A 21,817-nucleotide genomic window follows, 5' to 3' on the forward strand; every position below is an offset into this window, starting at 1 on the left:
ACTATTGGTCACTTTTTGCGCCAATCAAATTCAATGGCATTTTCAGCCGACATCTTGCGCAAAGTCTGTTCAAAATAATCGCGGATCTGGTCAAGTCCGGCGTTGTCAGACGCCGACATGGCAACCGTCAGGAAAGACGAGCTTGCGGTGATTTCACACACCCCCTGCTCGAACGCAAGAAGACCCTTGTTGCTGTCACGCAACTCCGCCTGCACAGAACCATCCGGCTCGCCGGTAAAGCCCTTTAAATAAACGGGTGCGTTACGTACATAGATATCTGCAAAACAATAGTTGGCGTCCATATTCTGATCCAATCCGACTTCAGACAACTGTGTATTCCCAGACGTATTCTTGCCTTCCTGATCCACCAAGCCGGCTTCCTTGTCATCCGTATCAACCGCAGTCTTTACGTTGATGGAACCCTGATCATCACCTGACATCACATCGCACCCGGCATGGTTTGAATTATCGCTCAACATGAATACCATGCTTCGTATGCGCGCAACAATAGTGACCGATGGTCAATAATATATGAAAGCATTACGCCGAAATTGATCTCGATTAAACAGAAAATGTTGCGAATTTGCGCCACCGCAAGTCAGACGGCGAAAATAACTTGCCGCACCGCGCCCATCATAGCTGAATTGTCGGTCAGTTGGCCGGGAATTCAGCACGCCCAAAAAATCCGATTTTTTGTTTTATTATTTAGTTACAGACAGATAGATCACATCAATTGGCACGCGCCAAAAACCACCGCCGACAGGCAAAAGTCAGACGAATGTAATGTAAACTTTTTGTGAAATCAGCTGTCTAGCGCCCAAGTTCCGCTGATCACTCACGGCGACACACAGGGACACTGAGAATTTGCAAGACGATGCGGGTTTAACCCAACCTATTAATCGAGTCTTGATGCGACTTTTCCCTAGCTTCTAACTAGCGTCTACCATGACCAAACTGCTGGAAAAATCCGCTGGCACGGGCAGCACGACCGGGGATAAATCAAGCTGAACAACGGGGTCACTTTCCCCCGTCGCCTTAAAGATCGCCTCATACCGGCACCAGGCATCGTAAAAGTCAGAGACGGACGTCGCTCTTGGCAAACCAAGCTGTTCTGCCATTTGGGGAATAGAGCGGCCTTCATCGCGATATTCAAGATCAATTCCGATCAAAAGCCCCGGATCAACCGCAACCGCAACCACCACCCAACCACGACTATGGCTAATGCTTACGCCGTGGCGATGACCGGCAATTTCCGCCCAAGGACGATCGTCCTCGTCCTTAAGGCATGTTGCATCGTTCCCCTTTGCGACATCGGCAACAAGGTCGCACAGCATATCCCACGCCAACAACGACGACGCTTGGCGCGCTGCACTTCGTTTCAACGTCGCATCTTCAAGTTTGTGGATGGCCGAAACAACCCTGCCATCAAAGTGGAAAAAACGCCTTGCGTCCGATGAGTTAGACTTCCCAAGAGTGGTACTTGCCGCCACCTGCACAATCCATTATTGCTGAATTACAATCACGCGCCCTGCATCGTCGGTAAAATCGTTCCAAGAACGGCTTTTGGGCGATAGTTTGGACGCCCCCGCACCGGTCACGGGGCAACTTGACCCAAACCGACATGATTGAGTCAGTTTTCCACCCATTAATCAAGGCAGATCAAAATGCGTAGTTTGAAACTTGCTTCTGTTTTTGTCGTTGTCGCAGTGCTTGCTGCCTGCTCGGCGACTGTTCAGAACTTCTCCAATCAGCCCTTCCCCGCCGATGTCGCCAAACTCAGCATGGCCGAGATTGAAGAAACCATCATTGAAACCGCTTCGACACGTGAATGGATTGTTCAGCGCGAAGGCGAAGGTCAATTGACCGCAACCTATGCCCCGCGTTCGCACAGCGCAAAAGTTGCCATCTCGTTTAATCAGAAACAGTACTCAATCATTTACGTTGATAGTAGTAACCTACAATATAATGGTACAACGATTCACCGTAACTATAACCGGTGGGTCAACAACCTGAGACAGGACATCCTGCGCGCGGTTTCGGCCCGTGCGGCACTTGCCAACTAGGACACCAGATGACTTTGCTGTGCGCCCGACTGTCACGTTGGGCTTTGTGGGAAGATACCAATGGTCGGGCCAGCCTGACCTTGCACACACCCGAAAACACATCGGCGGTATCCCAACCATCGGTCCAGAACGATCTGGCGCGCAGCATTAAACCCGGTTGGCGGCGGCGGCTTGACCTGTTTGGTCGCGCCGCCGCCGAAACGCTTACCCAGATGCTTACACCCGTCGACAACCCGCATATTGTTTTCTGTTCCCGGCACGGCAACATTAACCGCACGGTCAAGCTTCTCCATCAGGTCGCGACGAACGAGGCCCTTTCCCCGGCGGATTTCAGCATGTCGGTCCATAATGCCTTTGTCGGTATTGCCTCGATCAACTGGTCGATCACCCAGAGCCACACGGCCATTGCCGCGGGCAATGACAGCCTGATCGCCGGACTGACCGAAGCCGTCTGTCAAATGATGGCAACACAAAGCCCCGTCATCCTGTGCTATGTCGATTTACCGTTGCCAGATGTCTATACTGATACTGTCGCCGAACCCCAGACGGCGATTGCCTTTGCCATGCGCCTTGAGCCCGATGACGACACCACCCCTGAGATGCCGGCGACAGGTAAAGCCCTTGCTTTCTCATCCTGCGGATCAGACCGGGCACAGACCATCGCCGCATCATCATATGATCAGGTCAAAAACCTGACTGCCTTTTTTGAATCACCCTCTGCCCCCCCACTAACCCTTGGCAGCACCACCACCGCATGGACCGTTTCGCGTCATGACTAAACCTGCCTGCGCCGAAACAGTACAAAGCACCCGCAGGAACCTGAACTGGTACTGGCGACTTGTTGGCACCGGGTTGGCGTTTTCCATCTTCGGGCTTGGCGGCCTGTTCATGGCGCTGACGATTTTTCCGGCCCTGATGGTGATTTTACGCAACCGTGCCAAACGGCGTAAATATGCCCAACTGGTGATTTGCCGTGGCTTTCGCCTGTTTGTCTGGATGCTTGATCATTCCGGCGTTGCCGAGGTGGAAACACACCACCTCGAACGGTTGCGCGATGCCACAGGCTCGCTGATTATTGCCAATCACCCGACCTTGCTTGATGTGGTGATGATCCTGTCGCAGCTTGATCGCTGCCAATGTGTGGTCAAACACGAACTGTTTCGCAATCCGTTCCTGTTTGGGGTTGTGCGCGCCGCCGGATTTATTCGCAATGACGACAACCCGGAAAACCTGATCATGCAGGCCCGACATCATCTGCAATCGGGGGCCAATATCCTGATCTTCCCCGAAGGCACTCGCACCCCCAGCCAGAAAAAACTTGGAAAACTGCAACGCGGCGTCGCAAACATCGCGATAGATACACAAGCCGACTTGATTCCTGTGGTTGTGCACTGTAATCACGATACCTTGAAAAAGGGGATACCGTGGTATCGCATTCCACCGTCGAAAATTCGTTACCGACTGGAAGTCGATCATCCGCTATTATTTGACGATATTAACGATCTGGACTTGCCGCGCGCCAAACAAGCACGTGCGTTGACCCGGTTCATCAAAGATTACATTCTGGACAGACTTAAAGATGACTTCGCTGGAAACCGAACTTAAAGCTTTCATCATCGACACGCTCAATCTTGAGGATGTCGATGTAAACGATATCGACAGCGAAGAAGCCCTGTTTGTCGACGGTCTGGGTCTTGATTCCATTGATGCACTTGAACTTGGCGTCGCGATCCAGAAAAAATATGATGTCCGGATTGATGCCAAAGACGAAGATGTGAAAACCCATTTCGCATCGGTGCATAATCTGGCGAAATTCATTCAGGCTTCGGGAAAGGAGGGATAATCATGCACAGCCGCCAAGACGTTTATCAGCAGCTTCACGATTATCTGGTCGAACTTTTCGAAGTCCCCGCCGAGGATATCACCCCCGATGCCCGCCTGTTCGAAGACCTTGACCTCGACAGCATCGATGCCGTCGACCTGATCGTCAAATTCCAGGAAATCACCGGCAAGAAAATCCCGGCGATGGAATTCAGGTCTGTCCGCACCGTCGACGATGTCGTCGAGAAGATCCATGTCCTGGTCAGTTCCTAAACGGGTCGCAACCTTTCTGCTTGCCGCACTGGGTGTTGCCTATCCGGTTCTGGTCTATTTCGGGCTGTCGGTATTTTCCCCGCAGGTCATCCTGATCGGGCTTCTGATCGTGGTGCTTTTGCGCGCCGTGACATTTGTTTTCGCAAAACGCTATGCCGCCGCCGGTCTTGCTGTTCTAGTTGCCGTCATTGTTGCCATCGGCGGGATTGCAAGCGAACTTCTTGCCATTCGTTTCTATCCGGTAATCGTCAGCCTGACGATGGGATCGGTCTTTACCGTCACGCTTTTTACCGAAAGACCGATGGTCGAACGCCTCGCCCGGATCAAGATACCCGATCTTGACGATTATTCGATTGCCTATACCCGCAAACTGACCAAGGTCTGGATCGGGTTCTTTGCCGCCAATGCAATCATCGCCGGCTGGACGGCACAATATGCCAGCATGGAAATCTGGACGCTGTATAACGGCCTTATTTCCTACATCGTGATGGGCCTATTGTTCGTTGGCGAATGGCCGGTCCGTCGCATTCTGCGCGCCCGTCATGACCGCAAAACCCGAAACGGCACGGAAACCCCATGATCGGATTTATCGAAAATCTGCATAATCCGAAAAACGCCACCGTCGCCCTTTGCATCGAAGGTGACCGGGTGTTTAGCACGGGCGATCTGCGTTCCGATATCGACCGTCTTTGCCCTGCCCTGTCCGCGTCTTCACGCATCGCCATCCATTGCCAGTCGGCCCGCCTGTTCCTAATTGCAATCACCGCCGCGTGGCGTGCGGGTGCGACCGTAATTTTTCCGGCAACCGACCGCTCGGCCTATCTCGACGGCATTAGCGACCAATTCGATCTGTATCTTGATGACGCAGCAATCCGCGAAAGGCTCGCCGCGGCCGCCACCACCACAAACACCAGCAACATGACGCTGCCCGCCGCATCCAATTGCCGCGCAGTGTTCTTTACTTCCGGCTCGACCGGGGATGTTAAACCGGTCGCCAAGACCCTCGCCCTAATCGAGGCAGAAATCACCGTGCAGGAACAACTTTGGCGGCCTCAAATTCCTGCGGGCGCGCGCATTGTCGGACTGGTATCCCATCAGCATATCTATGGCCTGATTTTCCGCATCGTCTGGCCGGTGATGACCGGGCGCATCTTTACCGCCGATTCCGCCCCCTATTGGGAAATGATGCAGGGCGATATCGTGACCGGCGATATCTTGATCACAAGCCCGGCCCATCTTAAAAACCTGCATCCCGATCTGGCAAACGTTCCGCGCCCATCCCTGATCTTTTCATCGGGTGGTCCTCTTGATGTTGCCGCTGCAAGTGAAACCACCGCGATGCTCGGCACCTGCCCGACCGAAATTTTCGGCAGCACCGAAACCGGGGGCATCGCCCATCGCCGCCAACTTGACGCCCAAAGCGTCTGGCATCCCCTACCGGGGGTTGAGGTGGCGCTGAATGACGCCGGATGCCTGCGCGTGCGCGCCGCCCACATCGCAGGCGATGACTGGTATCAGACCGAAGACATCGCAAAGATCGATGGCGCAACCTTCACCCTGCATGGCCGGGCCGACCGGGTGGTCAAGATCGAAGGCAAACGCATTTCGCTCGGCGCTGTTGAACGCCATTTGCGCCAAAGCAGTCTGGTCGAAGACGCCATTGCGCTGATCCCCGAGGAAAGTGACCGCCGCCTTGGCGTGGTGGCTATCCTGTCGCCCGCAGGCCGCGATATGCTGGCCGATATCGGACGGTTTCGCATGGGGCGGAAACTCCGGCGTGAAATCGCCAAATTCGAAGATGACGCTGCCCTACCGCAACGCTGGCGCTTTGTCGATCAACTGCCGTCTGACAGTCAAGGCAAACGCCCGCTTCATTTATTGCGTTCTCTTTTTACCGATATGGAACCTTTAACACCTGAAATCGTTATACAAAATCGCGATGATGACCGGATCAACCTGTCGCTGCGCCTGCCGGCCGATCTGCTTTATTTCCGTGGCCACTTTCCTGGCATGCCGATCCTGCCCGGTGTCGTGCAACTGCACTGGGCGATCCATCAGGCCGCAACGCTTTTTGGTGTCCCGGTTACCATCAGTGAAGTGACGCAACTTAAATACCGCAAACCGATTGCACCGGGATCAACACTGATGCTTGAACTTGATTGCGATCGGGACAACAGGAAAGTCAAATTCCGCTACCATTCCGACGCGGAAGGCGACCACAGTTCCGGCATTCTGAAATGGCGCGAGGCTTCCACATGAAAATCTGTGCCGTCATCCCGACCTATAACCATCATGACGTGCTTGGCGATGTGGTGGCGCGTGTGCGTGAATATGACCTGCCGGTGATCATCATTGATGACGGATCAAACACGCCGACACACGATGTTGTCGCCGCCCTGCATGACCCCGAAAACGGCGTCACCTGTCAGCATCTGGCCGAAAATGGTGGCAAGGGTGTCGCGGTGATGGCGGGCCTTGCCATGGCCGAACGCGCCGGTTTCACCCACGCGATCCAGGTCGATGCCGACGGGCAGCACAATCTTGACCGCCTTACCGAAATGATCCGCATCGCGCACGAAGACCCAACCGCGCTGATCACCGGCCTTCCGGTCTATGATGACAGCATCCCGCAAAAACGCCGCATTGGACGCTGGGTATCCCATGTATGGGTCTGGATCGAAACATTATCGACCCATATCCGCGACAGCATGTGCGGCTTTCGCGTGTACCCGGTTTCCGAAAGCCTCGCGGTCTGGCGCGAAGAAGGCTGCGGCCACAAAATGGATTTCGATACCGAATTGATGGTGCGCCTTTACTGGCGCGGTGTCCCCGTCCACCATGTCCCGACCGAGGTCACATACCCCGAAAACAACACCTCAAACTTCCGCATGTGGAAGGACAACCTTTTGATTAGCTGGATGCATACGAGGCTGGTGTTTGGCATGCTTGGCCGACTGCCCGGTTACATTTGGCGCGGCGGAAAATTTGCCCAGGATCAAACGGCTGATCGCGGACAGGATAGCAAGGATGCGTCCGCCCACTGGGCGGAAATCGACGAGCGCGGCATGTATTTTGGCATGCGGTTTCTTGGCTGGGTTTACCGCGTTGCCGGACGGCGCGCCTGTCTTGCAATCATGCTGCCCGTCATCGTCTATTTTTATCTGACCGGCGGCATTGCACGGCGCGCATCGCATGACTTTCTGACCCGCGCACACCAAAATGGTGCACCCGTTGCCCCCACCCGCTGGAACAGTTTCCGTCATTTTCTGCGCTTTGGCGAAAGTGCACTTGATAAAATCGCCGCGTGGTGTGGTGAGCTAAAAATAGATGATCTCGAATTGCCTGATGATGCCGACAATCTGTTTGCCTATATGCCGCGTGATCAGGCCGCCGTTTTGCTGGTATCGCATTTTGGCAATATGGAACTGGTGCGTGCCATCGCCAGCCGGGATCGCGATTTCCGCGTTAATGTCTTGCTGCATCAAAAAAATGCGGCCCGGTTTGGCCGCGTGCTGCAAAAACTGGCCCCGGAAAGTCAGGTCGACCTGATCGAAGTCACCGACATCGGCCCTGATACCGCCATCATGCTGCGCGAACGGGTTGAACGTGGGGAATGGATTGTCATTGCCGCAGACCGGGTTGCGATTGGTGCCCGCGATAAATCCGTCGCGGTTCCCTTCCTTGGTCAAGATGCCAATTTCCCGCAAGGACCATTTGTTCTGGCGTATCTGCTACAATGCCCGGTTTATATGGCAGCCGCCTGGCGCTCGGGAAAACGATTTAAAATCGAGTGGCAGAAACTGGCCGACACAATGACCTTGCCACGTAAGCACCGGACCGAGGCCATCACAGGCTACGCCACCCAATATGCGCAATGGCTTGAAAAGATAGTTGTTATGGAGCCGCTGCAATGGTTCAATTTCCATGATTTCTGGGCAAAGAAAAAGGACGGTGATGACCAATAACCGCATCAATGTAATCTTTGGCGAAAACGATCTTACGGTCGAAGATGTCATTGCCCTGTCCGAACAACGTGCCCAACCCGTGCTGTCGGGGGATCGCGATTTTCGTGCCCGCATTCAAAAGGGTGCTGATTTCCTTGATCAGCAACTGCGCGACAAGGGTCATATTTATGGTGTGACCACCGGCTATGGTGATTCTGTTTCACGCCGTGTGCCCCCAGAACTGGTTGCAGAACTGCCGCTTCATCTTAGTCGCTTTCACGGCTGCGGGCTGGGCGATATTCTCGCCCCCGAACAGGCACGCGCGGTTCTGACCGTACGTCTGGCATCCCTTTGCACGGGTTATTCCGGTGTCAGTGTTGATTTGCTCAACCAACTGACGAGCTTGCTGGCCCATGACATTACCCCGCTGATCCCCGAAGAAGGATCGGTCGGTGCCAGTGGCGATCTAACCCCGCTTTCTTATGTTGCCGCGGCTTTGATCGGCGAACGTGACGTTCTTTATCGCGGTCAGAAAACATCCGCCCAAGACGCCTTGGCAACCGCCGGATTAACCCCGCTGACCTTGCGCCCCAAAGAGGCCCTTGCCATCATGAACGGCACGGCCGTGATGACTGCCCTCATGTGTCAGGCCTTTGTGCGCGCCAATTATCTGTGCAAACTGACATCGCGTATTACCGCCCTTGCCAGCATGGGATTACTTGGCAATCCCGCCCATTTCGACAAGCGTCTTTTTGCCGCCAAACCCCACCCTGGGCAGGCGCAAATTGCGGCATGGATCGAAGATGATTTGTCATCGCTGGGTAGCACCTATGAACCGGCCCGTCTTCAGGACCGCTATTCGCTGCGCTGTGCCCCGCATGTTATCGGGGTGCTGGCCGATATGATGCCAACCTTCCGGCGGACCCTCGAAACAGAACTTAACAGTGCCAATGACAACCCGCTTTTGGATATCACGGAAAACACCATCCTGCATGGCGGGCATTTCTATGGCGGACATGTCGCCTTTGTCGCCGACGGTATGAAAACACTGGTCGCCAATCTGGCCGACTTGATGGATCGCCAGATGGCCCTTCTGGTTGATACCAAATTCAACCATGGTCTGGCATCGAACCTGTCGGGGGCAGATCCCGACCGCGCATCGATTAATCACGGGCTTAAGGCCGTGCAAATCGGCGCGTCTGCCTGGACGGCGGAAGCTTTGAAACAAACCATGCCCGCCAGCGTCTTTTCGCGTTCTACCGAATGTCATAATCAGGACAAGGTCAGCATGGGCACGATTGCCGCACGCGATTGCCTGCGCGTCCTGCAACTGACCGAACAGGTCGTGGCGGCAAACCTTTTGGCTGTTGGTCAGGCCATCGCGTTGCGCGAAAAATCTGGTGAATTAACCAAGGAACAACTCGGCCCCAAGGTTTCGGCCTTTGTTGACAGCTTAAAGGAAGACATCCCTTTCATCGCCGAAGACCAACCGCTTGAAGGCACCTTGCGTCTTTTGGTGTCACGCATTCAGAACCGCCACTGGGCGCTCTATGATGAAGAAATCGCATCATGATCAGTGCATCTGTCACCGAAACGATCCAGTTTTATCATCTTGATCCGATGAATGTCGTCTGGCATGGCAACTACGTGCAGTTCTTTGAAAATGCGCGCTGTGCGCTTTTGGAAAAGATTGACTACAACTATCCGCAAATGGATGCATCGGGCTATGCTTGGCCGATTGTTGACATGCGGGTCAAATATGTTGGCCCGTGTACCTTTGGGCAAAAAATCACCATCACAGCAACCTTACGCGAATTCGAAAATCGCCTGAAAATTGATTATCTGATCACGGATGCAAAAACCGGCACCAAACTGACCAAGGGCTTTACCATTCAGGTCGCAGTTGAAAAAGACACCGGCGAAATGCTGTTTCGCAGTCCCGACTTCCTGATTGAGAGGCTGGAGGCCATGACGCAATGACCCACCGCTGGTCTGTACCATTGGCAGTATCCGCCTTGACCCTGTTCCTAGTCGCAATGCTGTCGGTAATTCCAACACGCGCCGACGGAACCGCGCCCAAGGCAGATTTGCCGTCCGCCGCCATGCCTACCCCGATCAGCGATCAGCAATATCTAACCGGCACCTTTGCCCTTGACCGCCATCTTGACGGCTTTGACGCACCACTTACCTCGACCGGTGAATTTACCCTGTCACCCAGCAAAGGTCTGATTTGGCAAAACCTGAAACCGTTTCCCGATACCACCGTGATGAACGATCACGGGATTACCCGCAAACATGATGACGGCACATTTGAAACCATTGCATCAGGTGCGCGGTTTCATCAGTTCATCGCGCTGATTTCCGCCGTCCTTGCCGGAAACTGGGACCCACTGTCTGATCAATTCACCATCACACCCGCCAAAACCGCCACAGCACCGAACTGGCAAGTCACACTCGCCCCGAAAAACAGCAACGGACTATCCAACCTGGTCAGTCAGATCATTGTTAAGGGCGATGAATTTGTCACCCACGTCACATTGAACAAACCATCGGGCGACCGCGACGAAATCACGCTAAACGATCAAAAACGCCACGACCTACCACTCCCGACTGATCTTGCCAAACTGCTTTCGGGAAACTTTGATTGATGGCAGTGCGCGGGGGCATATGGGGCATTTTTCTGTTGATCATGGTGACCTCTGCAATCTGGCAGGTCACATCGGGCAGCGCCCGGATTGATGGTGATGTCCTGTCCCTGATCGGGTTGGAAAAAACCGACGACACCGCCCGAAAATCCGATATCGAAACCGTGCGCGACTTACTGGCAAATGATGCCAATCAGGCCATCATCATGGTGTCGGCCAACCAGCAAGATATGCTTGAAACGGCAACCCGCGCCCTTGCTTCTGACATCGCAAACATTCCGGGCACAAAGTCGGTTTCTATGCCGGGATATGACTCGGGAAACCTTGCGCGGCTTTCAGATTTTTACCTGCCCCATGCGCAAAGCCTGCTGTCGGACAGGGACCGGGCACTTTTGCGCGACGGCAACGGGGAACCGGTTTATCAAAACGCGGTAAAAACGCTGTATGCACCTGCTTCAATGGTCAGTGCAGCATCGCTTCGCGCCGATCCGTTCTCCCTGCTCCCCAACTTTCTGGCCGAACTGGGCAACAAACTTGGTCCTTCCGGGATCGTGCAAAGAGACAACAATTTCTATACCCCGATCCTTATAATTCTGACCCCGGACCTTCGGCGTAACGGGCAGGGCAGCGCATGGGTGGGCAAGGTCAATGACGTCATCACCAACGCCCAGAACAATACCAATCAATCTGACGGACTCACCATCGCTAAAACCGGGCAAGTCTTCTTCGCTGTGGCCGAGGCAACTGCTGCAAAAGCCGATGTCCAGCGCATCGCCATCATTGCGACCCTTGGCATTTTTGCCATGGTGCTCAGTGTGTTTTTCTCCCCACTCCCCCTGATCGGCACCTTGATCACGGTCGGCAGCGGCTTGATCGCCGGGATTGCTACCGTCACCCTGATTTTCGATGGCATTCATGCCATTGCGCTGGTCTTCGGGGCCAGTCTGATCGGGATATCGGTCGATTATGCGCTGCATTATCTGGTGCTACCCGCTGATGAAAAATCACCAACCGCCCGGATTGCGACCATTCGTTCCGGCCTAAGCCTTGGCCTTTTGACCTCGGTCTGCGGCTTTGCGGTTTTGGCCATCAGCCCGGCCATCCTTCTTGCCCAAATCGCGATTTATTCCATCGCCGGGCTTATCGCAGCCTATGTCACCGTGCTTTTCGTCCTCCCGCTTTTGCCCGCGCGGAGCGTCAAACACCGGTCGCTCATCCCGCGTGTGTATCAGAAACTTGATGATACCTTGCGCCGTCTGCGTCTGCCCCGGTTGGTCCGGGGGATGGCTGCACTTGCCATCCTTGGTGGATTTGCGATCTGTATTTTGTTCATACCAACCGATGATGACATCCGCCATCTCGGGCATGGCAACGACACCCTGACAACGCAGGCGCGCCTGATCGGGGATACCATGGGCATGGGCGGAAACCCCGTCTTTATCCGGATTGATGGCGCAGACAGCCAATCCCGCCTTCAAACGGGCGAGGCCGTACAAAACGCGCTGCGTCCCCTGATCAAAGACGGCACTGTCGGGTCTGCCTTTGGCTTGTCGGACATGATCCCGTCGATCAAACGGCAGGACGAAAACCGTACCCTGATCAAAGATCAGCTCTTTGAAATCTACGCACCAAAACTGGCACCCCTGATTCCGATCAACATTCAAACGCCCTATCCAGGCGCTCCCTATTTACACGCCGACGAAGACGCCTTTGCCCAGTTCCCGGAACTGGCAAACCTGCGTGATGGCACGACCGATATCGTCCGGTTAAACGCCGTGACCGATGCCAATACCGTTGCCACGGCAATTGCCAACATCGACGCCGCCCGTTTGATCAACCCGCGCGCCACCATCACCGACCAGTTCGCCCATTATCGCAACTGGGCAACGGCGGGATTGGCGATTGCCTTGTTGATTGCCGGGGGTCTTGCCATGGGACGCTATGGTATGATCCGCGGGCTATGTGTTTTGGGAACGCCTGCGGGGGCGATGCTTGTTGCACTTGGCGGGGCGGCTGCAATCGGGATCACAATCAATTTCTTTACCATCATGGCACTGTTTCTGGTGTTTGCCATCGGGGCCGATTACGTGATCTTCTTTTCCGAAAGCCAAAAGCACGGCCAGCAGGATGCAACCCGGTTTGCCGTGTTTTTATCGCTGATCAGCAGCATTTTGGCCTTTGGCCTGCTCGCCAGCAGTTCTGTTCCCGTGGTCAGCGCCATCGGAACCATCATGGCCATTGGCCTTCCAACGGCATGGGTGCTGTCCTATGCCATGTGCCCAACATCCGTGAAAGCCGATCAATCCGATGTCTGACAATCATTCTGAAAGCCACCTCATGACCGATTGTGACATCGCCATCATCGGTGCCGGACCGGCCGGAACGGTTGCGGCCAAATGTCTATGTGATGCGGGATTAAGCGTGATTGTTCTTGAAGCGCAAACCTTCCCGCGCTTTGTCATCGGCGAAAGCCTTCTGCCTCACTGCATGAATGTGCTTGAGCGGGCTGGTTTGCTTGATGCGGTTGAAAAAGCCGGTTTCCAACACAAAAATGGGGCCGTTTTTGAACGCGGATCACTTTATCAGTCCATTGATTTTCGCGAAAACTTCGAAGACACCGGATGGGGCACTACCTTTCAGGTTCAACGCAGCCGGTTTGATCACATTCTGGCCCAAACCACCATCGATGCCGGGGTCGATATCCGTTTTGGGCATAAGGTCACCGATGCGGTATTGCGCGATGGTAACTGTACCCTCGACTATGAAAATGATTCGGGTCAAACCGGTCGGATAAGATCGACGTTTGTTCTCGACGCCAGTGGTTATGGCCGGGTCCTGCCCCGGATGCTGGGCATTATAAAATCAAGCCAATCGACCGAACGGCGCGCCCTGTTTACCCATCTGCGCGATCATATATCCGACCCCGATTATGACCGGGAAAAAATCCTGATCACGGTCCACCCCGTCCGCCCGGAAATTTGGTATTGGTTGATTCCGTTTTCCGACGGCACGTCCTCTGTTGGGGTGATTTACCCCGATCAGGATCCGGAATTTGATGGTCTTGATGATCAGGCCATCTTTGATCGGTTAATCGGCGATACCGGCCTTGGCCCCCTTCTGGCCAAGGCCGAACCGACCCGTCCGCTGAATGCCATTGCCGGATACAGCGCGCAATCGGACACCCTTTTTGGCGACGGTTATGTTCTTCTGGGCAATTCTGCTGGTTTCCTTGACCCGGTTTTTTCATCGGGTGTGACCATTGCCATGCATTCCGCCGAACTGGCGGCAAAGGCGCTTATTGCGCGTCACAATGGTCAGGCCGTCGATTGGGATGCGGATTACGCCATTCCGCTTAACCGGGGTGTAGAAACGTTCCGTTCATATGTCGATGCATGGTATGACGGACGTCTACAAACGATTATTTTCAATCAACCCGATGATGATACAAAACTCAAACGTATGGTTGTTTCGATCCTTGCAGGATACGCTTGGAACCTCGACAATCCGCTGGTAAGCAAAACTGACCGTTACCTGGAGATGTTGCACGACTTATGCGATCCATCCTGATCCTATTCATGACCCTGTCTCTGAACGCCTGTGTTACGGATTTTGCCGACTTGTCGGTCCCCAACCCGTTTGCGTCCAATCCTGCGTACACGATTGCACTGGCACCGGGGGTTACCATAGAGTTGCCGGAAAACCCGTGGGACACTGCCCAAGGCCTTGAGGCTACTCAACAGGTCACCGCACAATGGCGCCCCAAAAACGGTGAGCCGGGCACGGCCACTTTCCTTGCCCGGATTTCGGCCCAGCCCGGTCAGGTCAGGATTGCCGTGCTTGATGATCTTGGCCGCCGGGCCATGACCATTGACTGGACCCTTGATGGGCTCAACATCGTCAAGGCCGACTGGGTGCCAGATGCCCTTGACCCTGAACGGTTGCTTGGCGATATCGTCATGACCTATTGGCCAGACGATGTTGTCAGTGACGCGGTGGATCAATCCATGACCGTCGAAGAAACCATGGGTCAGCGCACCATCCGCACCACCGGTGATGGATTGGTGTTCGTAGCGATTGAAAAACCGATCCGCGATCCGTGGCAGGGTGTGGCAACCCTGCGCAATATGAAACTGGGCTATACCCTGACCATCAGATCGCAAAGACTGGAGTCCTGATGATGTCGGTGACTTCGACCTTTTTGTCGGCCCTTGGTATTGTCTCCGCCCTTGGACAGGGGATAGAGCAAACATCGCGCACCCTGTTTGGCGACCGCCGGGCGGACATGATTGCCCATGACGATTTTCTGATTGATCGCACCACCATGCTCGGCACCGTAACCGGACCGCTTGTCGCCTTGCCCGATCATCTTACGCAATATGACACCCGCAATAACCGCCTGCTATGGACTGCCATGGCCCAGATTACCTCTGAAATTGACGATCTGATTACGACCTTTGGCACGGACCGCATCGGCATCATTCTGGGCACCAGCACCTCGGGTATCGAAGAAGGCACCACCGGGTATCAGGACATGCTCGAAACCGGCACATGGGCCCTCGGTTTTCGCTATGAGCATCAGGAAATCGGATCGCCTGCCGACTTTTTGCGCGATGCGCTGGGCCTGTCGGGTCCGGCCTATGTGATTTCGACCGCCTGCTCATCAAGCGGCAAGGCCTTCGCATCCGCCCAACGATTGATGGATGCGGGCATGTGTGACGCCGTGATTGTTGGCGGGGTCGATAGTCTGTGCCGTCTGACCGTGCGCGGATTTGACGCGCTTAATTCCATCTCCGAGGGCGTCTGTAATCCGCTCAGCAAAAACCGTGACGGCATTAATATCGGCGAAGGTTGCGCGCTGTTCACGCTGCGCCGGGACGCAGGCGACATTGCCCTGATGGGGGTTGGCGAAACATCCGATGCCCATCATCCAAATGCCCCGCACCCCGACGGGATCGGGGCGATTTCCGCCATGAAATCCGCACTCAAAATTGCGGGGCTAACGCCCGACGATATCAGCTATATCAACATGCACGGCACCGCGACGCCACTTAATGACAGCATGGAAAGCACCGCGATTGCGCAGATATTTGGCACAACGGTTGCCGTCAGCTCGACCAAACCGATGACCGGCCACACATTAGGTGCGGCGGGTGCGATTGAGGCCGCCATCCTATGGCTTTCACTACAACACGCCGCAGACGGCGCACCATTGCCCCGCCATCACTGGGATGGTGCTATTGACCCGGACGTTACCCCGATGAACCTCGTTGCACAAACGGGGCAGCGGGTTGCCCCGAACGATAGACTTGCCATGATGAGCAATTCCTTCGCCTTTGGCGGCAGTAACGTATCGGTCATTCTCGGACGCGGTTTTATCCCCGCAGGGATGACATCATGACCAACGCAACACAGACCACAACCATACCCGCCATTGATCAGCTTGTCCCGCACAGCGCCCCGATGCTGCTGATTGAGCGGGTCTGCGATACCGGGCCGGATCACCTTCAGGCCGAAGTCACAATTCAACAAACGAGCATGTTCTTTGAAAAAGGCCACGGTGTCCCCACCTATGTCGGGATTGAATATATCGCACAGGCCGTCGCCGCATATAGTGGCTGGCGCGCTAAATCTGCCGACCCTGCGGCGCTCCCACACATCGGCTATTTGCTTGGCACGCGCAAAATGACCATGACCCGCGATTGGTTTGAACCGGGCACCCGATTGAATATATATGTCGAAAATGTTTTTGAAGATGGCGAAATGGGCGTCTTCAAAGGCGAAATTCGCGACGGAAATGACGTCATTGTCGCTGCCCAGATCAATGTCTATCAACCCGGTGACACAGTCACCACGCCTGCCTCATCCCACACGCCCCATAACCAAGAAACGACAACGTCATGACAGAAACCATTCTGGTAACAGGTGCCAGCAAGGGCATCGGGGCCGCCACCGCCAAACGCCTTGCGCGCGATGGATATGATGTCATCGTTCATTATCATTCCGACCGCGATGGCGCGCAAAGAGTCCTTAAGGACGTCACCGCGATGGGCCGCGCCGCACGCCTGATCAGCTTTGATATTGCGGATCGCGATGCCACCCGCACCGCACTTGAAGCCGACATTGCCGAACATGGCGCGCCGTTTGGTGTGGTGCTGAATGCCGGGTTGACCCGTGACGCCGCCTTTCCCGCCCTTGAAGATGACGATTGGGATGCTGTGCTGCATACCAATCTGGACGGGTTTTATAACGTCATAAAGCCCCTCATCATGCCGATGATCCAACGGCGCAAGGGCGGTCGTATTGTCGCACTGACCTCCATCGCCGGCCTGGCGGGCAACCGCGGGCAGGTCAATTATGCCGCGTCCAAGGCCGGGATCATTGGCGCGGTCAAATCGCTGGCGCTTGAACTGGCCAAACGCAAAATCACGGTCAACGCCGTCGCCCCGGGGGTGATTGAAACCCAGATGACCGATGAATTGCCCGCCGATGAGGTCAAAAAAATGATCCCGATGCGCCGCTATGGCACCGCCGATGAAGTCGCCGCGACCATTGCGTTTCTCTGTGGGGACGATGCTGCCTATATCACCCGTCAGGTCATCAGTGTAAACGGGGGGATGCTATGACCCGGCGCGTTGTTGTCACCGGCATGGCCGGAATTACAGCCTTGGGCGATGATTGGCCCACCATTTCAGCACGGATGTATGCGGGCGAAACCGGCATTCGCCGCATGGATGACTGGGATGGGCGCTATGACCTGCGCACCCGCCTTGCCGGTCCGGTCGAGAATTTTACGCTTAAGGGCAAGCTCACCCGCAAACAATTGCGCAGCATGGGCCGCGTTGCCCAGATGTCGGTTGCGGCCACCGACAAGGCACTTGAAATGGCGGGACTTCGTGAGGATAAACAAACCTTACAGGGCGGACGTCTTGGTATTGCCTATGGCTCCTCATTCGGGAGCACCCCACCGGTTATGGGCTTTACCAAACTGATGGAAACCGGCGATAGCAACGCCATCACTGCGACCAGCTATATTCAGATGATGAGCCACACCTCGGCGGTCAATATCGGGGTTTTATACGGCATTTGCGGGCGGATCATTCCAACATCAACCGCCTGCACATCCGGCAGCATGGGGATCGGCTATGCCTATGAAGCCATCAAATACGGCATGCAGAATTTGATGATCGCGGGCGGTGCCGAAGAACTCTGTCCGACCATGGTCGCCGTGTTCGATACCCTGTTTGCCACCAGCGACAATAACGACCACCCCGAAATCACCCCGCGCCCCTATGATGCCAATCGGGACGGGCTGGTGATTGGCGAAGGGGCCGGGACGTTGATCCTGGAAGAATACGAACATGCCAAGGCCCGCGGGGCGACCATTTATGGTGAAATCGTCGGGTTTGCGTCCAATTCCGATGGCGCACATATCACCCAGCCCCAAGCCGACAAAATGGAAATTGCACTGCGTAAATCGCTTGAGGATGCGGGCCTGAGCCCATCTGACATCGATATCGTCAATGGCCATGGCACCGCCACCGACCACGGCGATCTGGCCGAAAGCAAAGCTACCCGTGCGGTGTTTGACCGCGCCATTCCAATCCATACGCTTAAAGGCCATTTTGGTCATACGCTCGGTGCCTGTGGTGCGATCGAGGCATGGCTGGGACTGGAAATGATGCGCGACGGAAAGTTTGTTCCGACCGCAAACCTTAAGAACCCCGACCCGGACTGCGCGGAACTTGATTATATCAAGGACACCGCGCGCAGCATGTCGACCCAATACATGATGAGCAACAATTTCGCCTTTGGCGGCATCAATACATCACTGATTTTCACATTGCCATAAGCATCAACTACCAGCCTTTACCTCAGGGGAAACGCCTGACAATGCGCATTGCCATCCTTGATGACTATCAAAACCTTGCCCTGTCCTCTGCCGACTGGTCCGGGGTCAAATCGCATGGCAACATCACCGTATTTCATGACACGCTTACCGATCCCAGGGCATTGTGCGAACGCCTAAAACCGTTTGATGTTCTTTGTGTGATGCGTGAAAGAACACCCTTGCCCGCATCCGTGCTGACAGACCTTCCCAACCTCAAACTGATTGTCACCACTGGCAAACGCAACGACGCGATTGATGTGGCCTATGCCAATGATCATGGCATCACAGTCTGCGGCACCAATTCCCCCTCCACCGCAACACCGGAGCTGACATTCGCACTGATGCTGGGTCTAGCGCGCGGAGTTGTGCCGGAAAACACGTCCATGCGCACCGGCGGCTGGCAGGTCGGGCTTGGCCAGGATCTTGCCGGATCGACCCTTGGCATTATCGGGCTTGGTCGGCTGGGCTCCAAGGTTGCAACCATCGCCAAGGCCTTTGACATGCGCGTCACGGCCTGGAGCCAAAATTTAACCAGGGAACGCTGTGCGGAACTTGGCGTCGAATACATGCCAGAAAAAGAAGCCCTTTTGGCCGATGCCGATTTCGTCACCATTCATCAACGCCTGTCCGACCGAACCGCTGGCATGATGAGCACCGATGAATTCAAATGCATGAAAAAAACCGCCTATCTGATCAACACATCACGCGGCCCGATTATTGATGACGCGGCCCTGATAGAAGCGGTTAACAACGGCGAGATTGCCGGGGCCGGTCTGGATGTCTATGACATCGAACCGTTGCCCGCATCCCACCCACTGCGCCGCTGCGATGGTCTTTTGCTGACCCCGCATCTTGGCTATGTCACGCGCCATACGTGGGATGTATTTTACGGTGAAACGGTCGATGCCATTATGGCATGGCTTGCTGGAAAGCCGGTTCGCGTGATTACTCCCTGACATCCCGTCTTTTAATCGTCGATTATGAACAGATGTAACCGGGCTCACATTCATAACAGTGATCTCGCCAATGTGACTTGCCATCCCTGTGAACTTCCCGCACCGTCTAAACAGCGTTCAAATCACATCCTCAAACCCCTGCCCCCGGCCTACACCACCTTATTAAATGCCTGAATTCAATCGTCGTCACCATCTCTGCACCACTTAGTCACACCGACGAAGGAGCACACGATGAAACGTTTGACTGCCAAGGATTTTTCGCCAAAGCTTCTGGAGCTTTATGATTTCTACGCCCACGGGATCATTTCCCGGCGCGAGTTCCTTGACCGGGCAGGGCGTTACACAGTGGGTGGCATTACCGCTGCGGCGGTTCTAAGTGCCATGAGCCCGGATTACGCGCTTGCCAATCAGGTTGAATTTACCGATCCCGATATCATCCCCGAATACATCACATATCCATCGCCCAACGGCCACGGGGATGTGCGCGGGTATATGGTCAAGCCCGCCAACGCGACCGGCAAGCTTCCCGGCGTTGTCGTGGTGCATGAAAACCGCGGTTTGAACCCTTATATCGAAGACGTCGCGCGCCGCGTTGCCAAGGCGGGTTTTATCGCCCTTGCCCCCGATGGCCTGACATCGGTTGGCGGATATCCCGGCAATGATGACAAGGGCCGTGAACTGCAACGCAAGGTGAACCCGACGAAGCTGATGAATGATTTTTTCGCCGCCATTGAATTCCTCACCGCTCATGATGCCACAACCGACAAGATCGGCATCACCGGCTTTTGTTATGGTGGGGGTGTTGCCAACGCGGCGGCGGTGGCCTACCCGGAACTGGGGGCTGCTGTACCGTTTTATGGCCGTCAGGCAGACGCCGCAGACGTGCCACGCATTCAGGCCCCAATATTGCTGCAATACGGCGAGCTTGATGAACGCATCAATGCCGGTTGGCCCGACTATGAAGCGGCGCTCAAAGCCAATGATAAGGTCTATGAAGCCCACATTTATCCCGGTGCCAATCACGGGTTCCACAACGATACCACCCCGCGCTACGACAAAGACGCGGCCGAACTGGCATGGCAACGCACCATCGACTGGTTCAACAAGTACCTGACTTAACGCAAGCTAACAGAAATCGGCGATCCTGATGGACCGCCGGTTTCTATGTTTAACATCAAAGCCGATTGTCAGTTCAACGGACAGCCACCGGATTAATGATCATCTGTACCGCACCTTTAAGCTTGGCCTGCCCCAGTACAAACAGGAATTCATGCGCACGATCCGCAGCAAGGTCGCGAGTGACAATGTTTTCAAGGATATAAACCCCGTTTTCGGCCAGAAGTTTGACGTGAACCGGGAAAAACGCGTCTGGGTCTTCATGCGGAACAGCTTCAAGCCCCCATGTATCGGCCCCAACGGCGACAACACCCTGATCAGCCAGCCAGGCCGCGGCGGCAAGTCCAAGCCCCGGTTCAGTACGGCCATAAAGCCCATCATCCTTGCCCACCAGATCAAGCCACCCGGTATGGATCAGGACCACATCGCCTTTGCGGATTTCCGTTCCAGCCGCTTTTTGCGCTTTCATCAAATCATCAAGGGTAATCACATACCCGCCGTCAAGACGATCTGTTCCCTTGATCGCTGCGATATCAAGCAACACCCCCCGCGTCGCAATCGGTGGCACATTTTCAATGCCAAGCTTGGTCAGGCCGGTGGCCATGACAAAGTCCTCGGCATGGTTGTTGTTATAGTAAGTGTGATGATCGCCAAGATGACCAAGGCCATCAATCTGGGTCCCGACGCCCAGCCAGCCAGTGAACATATCATCGTTATATGTTCCGGAATTGCTGCCGATGGTTTTATTCCCGCTTTGACTGGGCGAGAATACTGTTACCGCAACACCACGCGGCGCAAAGGCCGGTGTTTCGCGTGATATTTCCATCCCCAGTGAATAGACCTTTCCCGTTGAGATCAGCTTGATCGCCGCCAAGGTTGTTTCTGCACTCAGATTATTAGCCGCCCCGATCTGGTCATTCGGACCAAATTTTGAGGCAAACCGATCTTCGGCATGAACAACATGGGCACAGGCCATGCCCAGAATAACCGACGCTGCGATCAGGATTTTTGATTTACGCATTGTTTCCCCCCTAAGTTGATAAGGACTCAAGGATGGGCAATTAACATGCCAAGAAAACAACTTGGGAAACCGGGAAAAATTGCTTTATAA

At 54.8% G+C, this 21,817-nt stretch carries 23 protein-coding genes; 20 read left to right on the forward strand and 3 right to left on the reverse strand.

Annotated elements, in window-relative coordinates; genetic code table 11:
- Window positions 1-8: 8 nt before the first annotated feature.
- Both AMM48_RS12110 and AMM48_RS12115 read right to left on the reverse strand, forming a co-directional pair.
- On the reverse strand, window positions 9-479 hold the full coding sequence (locus AMM48_RS12110; RefSeq protein WP_102784244.1) for a DUF2218 domain-containing protein: 471 nt from the start codon (window positions 477-479) through the stop codon (window positions 9-11).
- Between the two features lie 450 nt (window positions 480-929).
- Window positions 930-1,382, reverse strand: coding sequence for a hypothetical protein (locus AMM48_RS12115; protein ID WP_146030407.1), 453 nt, complete (start codon window positions 1,380-1,382; stop codon window positions 930-932).
- 282 nt (window positions 1,383-1,664) lie between these two features.
- Between AMM48_RS12115 and AMM48_RS12120 the strand changes: the two genes are divergently transcribed.
- The 20 genes from AMM48_RS12120 (at window position 1,665) to yghX (ending at window position 20,709) form a co-directional block, all read left to right on the forward strand.
- Window positions 1,665-2,063: a hypothetical protein gene (locus AMM48_RS12120; protein ID WP_102784246.1), complete on the forward strand. Its 399-nt coding sequence runs from the start codon at window positions 1,665-1,667 to the stop codon at window positions 2,061-2,063.
- Between the two features lie 8 nt (window positions 2,064-2,071).
- Entirely contained in the window at window positions 2,072-2,842 is a 771-nt protein-coding gene (locus AMM48_RS12125; protein ID WP_102784247.1) for a beta-ketoacyl synthase chain length factor, read from the forward strand.
- Window positions 2,835-3,668 (forward strand): 1-acyl-sn-glycerol-3-phosphate acyltransferase, encoded by an 834-nt coding sequence (locus AMM48_RS12130; RefSeq protein WP_102784248.1) that lies wholly within the window; start codon window positions 2,835-2,837, stop codon window positions 3,666-3,668. Before AMM48_RS12125 ends, AMM48_RS12130 begins: the two co-directional genes overlap by 8 nt.
- Window positions 3,643-3,906: a phosphopantetheine-binding protein gene (locus AMM48_RS12135; RefSeq protein WP_022731463.1), complete on the forward strand. Its 264-nt coding sequence runs from the start codon at window positions 3,643-3,645 to the stop codon at window positions 3,904-3,906. The genes AMM48_RS12130 and AMM48_RS12135 overlap by 26 nt, the downstream gene beginning before the upstream one ends.
- Before the next feature lie 2 nt (window positions 3,907-3,908).
- Window positions 3,909-4,157 carry an acyl carrier protein gene (locus AMM48_RS12140; protein ID WP_022731464.1) on the forward strand — a complete coding sequence of 83 codons (249 nt, stop codon included), beginning with the start codon at window positions 3,909-3,911 and terminating at the stop codon, window positions 4,155-4,157.
- Window positions 4,138-4,737 (forward strand): hypothetical protein, encoded by a 600-nt coding sequence (locus AMM48_RS12145; protein WP_102784249.1) that lies wholly within the window; start codon window positions 4,138-4,140, stop codon window positions 4,735-4,737. Before AMM48_RS12140 ends, AMM48_RS12145 begins: the two co-directional genes overlap by 20 nt.
- A complete protein-coding gene (locus tag AMM48_RS12150) occupies window positions 4,734-6,416 on the forward strand; it encodes an AMP-binding protein (RefSeq protein ID WP_102784250.1) in 1,683 nt (560 codons plus the stop codon). Before AMM48_RS12145 ends, AMM48_RS12150 begins: the two co-directional genes overlap by 4 nt.
- Complete coding sequence (locus AMM48_RS12155; protein WP_158246465.1) at window positions 6,413-8,122, forward strand: glycosyltransferase family 2 protein; 1,710 nt, start codon at window positions 6,413-6,415, stop codon at window positions 8,120-8,122. Before AMM48_RS12150 ends, AMM48_RS12155 begins: the two co-directional genes overlap by 4 nt.
- Entirely contained in the window at window positions 8,112-9,674 is a 1,563-nt protein-coding gene (locus AMM48_RS12160) for an aromatic amino acid ammonia-lyase (protein WP_102784252.1), read from the forward strand. The genes AMM48_RS12155 and AMM48_RS12160 overlap by 11 nt, the downstream gene beginning before the upstream one ends.
- Window positions 9,671-10,081: a thioesterase family protein gene (locus AMM48_RS12165; RefSeq protein WP_102784253.1), complete on the forward strand. Its 411-nt coding sequence runs from the start codon at window positions 9,671-9,673 to the stop codon at window positions 10,079-10,081. Before AMM48_RS12160 ends, AMM48_RS12165 begins: the two co-directional genes overlap by 4 nt.
- Window positions 10,078-10,749 (forward strand): outer membrane lipoprotein carrier protein LolA, encoded by a 672-nt coding sequence (locus tag AMM48_RS12170; protein ID WP_102784254.1) that lies wholly within the window; start codon window positions 10,078-10,080, stop codon window positions 10,747-10,749. The genes AMM48_RS12165 and AMM48_RS12170 overlap by 4 nt, the downstream gene beginning before the upstream one ends.
- Complete coding sequence (locus tag AMM48_RS12175; protein WP_102784255.1) at window positions 10,749-13,061, forward strand: hypothetical protein; 2,313 nt, start codon at window positions 10,749-10,751, stop codon at window positions 13,059-13,061. Before AMM48_RS12170 ends, AMM48_RS12175 begins: the two co-directional genes overlap by 1 nt.
- Entirely contained in the window at window positions 13,054-14,313 is a 1,260-nt protein-coding gene (locus tag AMM48_RS12180) for an NAD(P)/FAD-dependent oxidoreductase (RefSeq protein ID WP_102784256.1), read from the forward strand. The genes AMM48_RS12175 and AMM48_RS12180 overlap by 8 nt, the downstream gene beginning before the upstream one ends.
- 8 nt (window positions 14,314-14,321) lie before the next feature.
- Entirely contained in the window at window positions 14,322-14,921 is a 600-nt protein-coding gene (locus AMM48_RS12185; protein WP_158246466.1) for a DUF3261 domain-containing protein, read from the forward strand.
- On the forward strand, window positions 14,921-16,144 hold the full coding sequence (locus tag AMM48_RS12190) for a beta-ketoacyl-[acyl-carrier-protein] synthase family protein (protein WP_198413531.1): 1,224 nt from the start codon (window positions 14,921-14,923) through the stop codon (window positions 16,142-16,144). The genes AMM48_RS12185 and AMM48_RS12190 overlap by 1 nt, the downstream gene beginning before the upstream one ends.
- Entirely contained in the window at window positions 16,141-16,647 is a 507-nt protein-coding gene (locus AMM48_RS12195) for a 3-hydroxydecanoyl-ACP dehydratase (protein ID WP_102784258.1), read from the forward strand. Before AMM48_RS12190 ends, AMM48_RS12195 begins: the two co-directional genes overlap by 4 nt.
- A complete protein-coding gene (gene fabG, locus AMM48_RS12200; protein ID WP_102784259.1) occupies window positions 16,644-17,369 on the forward strand; it encodes a 3-oxoacyl-ACP reductase FabG in 726 nt (241 codons plus the stop codon). The genes AMM48_RS12195 and fabG overlap by 4 nt, the downstream gene beginning before the upstream one ends.
- The gene (locus AMM48_RS12205) at window positions 17,366-18,595 is read left to right on the forward strand and encodes a beta-ketoacyl-ACP synthase (protein WP_102784260.1); all 1,230 of its coding nucleotides are present in this window, start codon (window positions 17,366-17,368) and stop codon (window positions 18,593-18,595) included. Before fabG ends, AMM48_RS12205 begins: the two co-directional genes overlap by 4 nt.
- Before the next feature lie 41 nt (window positions 18,596-18,636).
- A complete protein-coding gene (locus AMM48_RS12210) occupies window positions 18,637-19,590 on the forward strand; it encodes a D-2-hydroxyacid dehydrogenase family protein (RefSeq protein ID WP_102784261.1) in 954 nt (317 codons plus the stop codon).
- A 231-nt stretch (window positions 19,591-19,821) separates the two neighbouring features.
- Window positions 19,822-20,709 (forward strand): YghX family hydrolase, encoded by an 888-nt coding sequence (gene yghX / locus AMM48_RS12215; protein WP_102784262.1) that lies wholly within the window; start codon window positions 19,822-19,824, stop codon window positions 20,707-20,709.
- 73 nt (window positions 20,710-20,782) lie between these two features.
- Here the strand turns inward: yghX and AMM48_RS12220 are convergent, their stop codons facing one another.
- Window positions 20,783-21,727, reverse strand: a complete 945-nt coding sequence (locus AMM48_RS12220) for a cyclase family protein (protein ID WP_102784263.1) — start codon at window positions 21,725-21,727, stop codon at window positions 20,783-20,785.
- Window positions 21,728-21,817 lie beyond the last annotated feature (90 nt).

This window comes from Thalassospira sp. GB04J01, from assembly GCF_000751115.1.
GTDB lineage: Bacteria > Pseudomonadota > Alphaproteobacteria > Rhodospirillales > Thalassospiraceae > Thalassospira > Thalassospira lucentensis.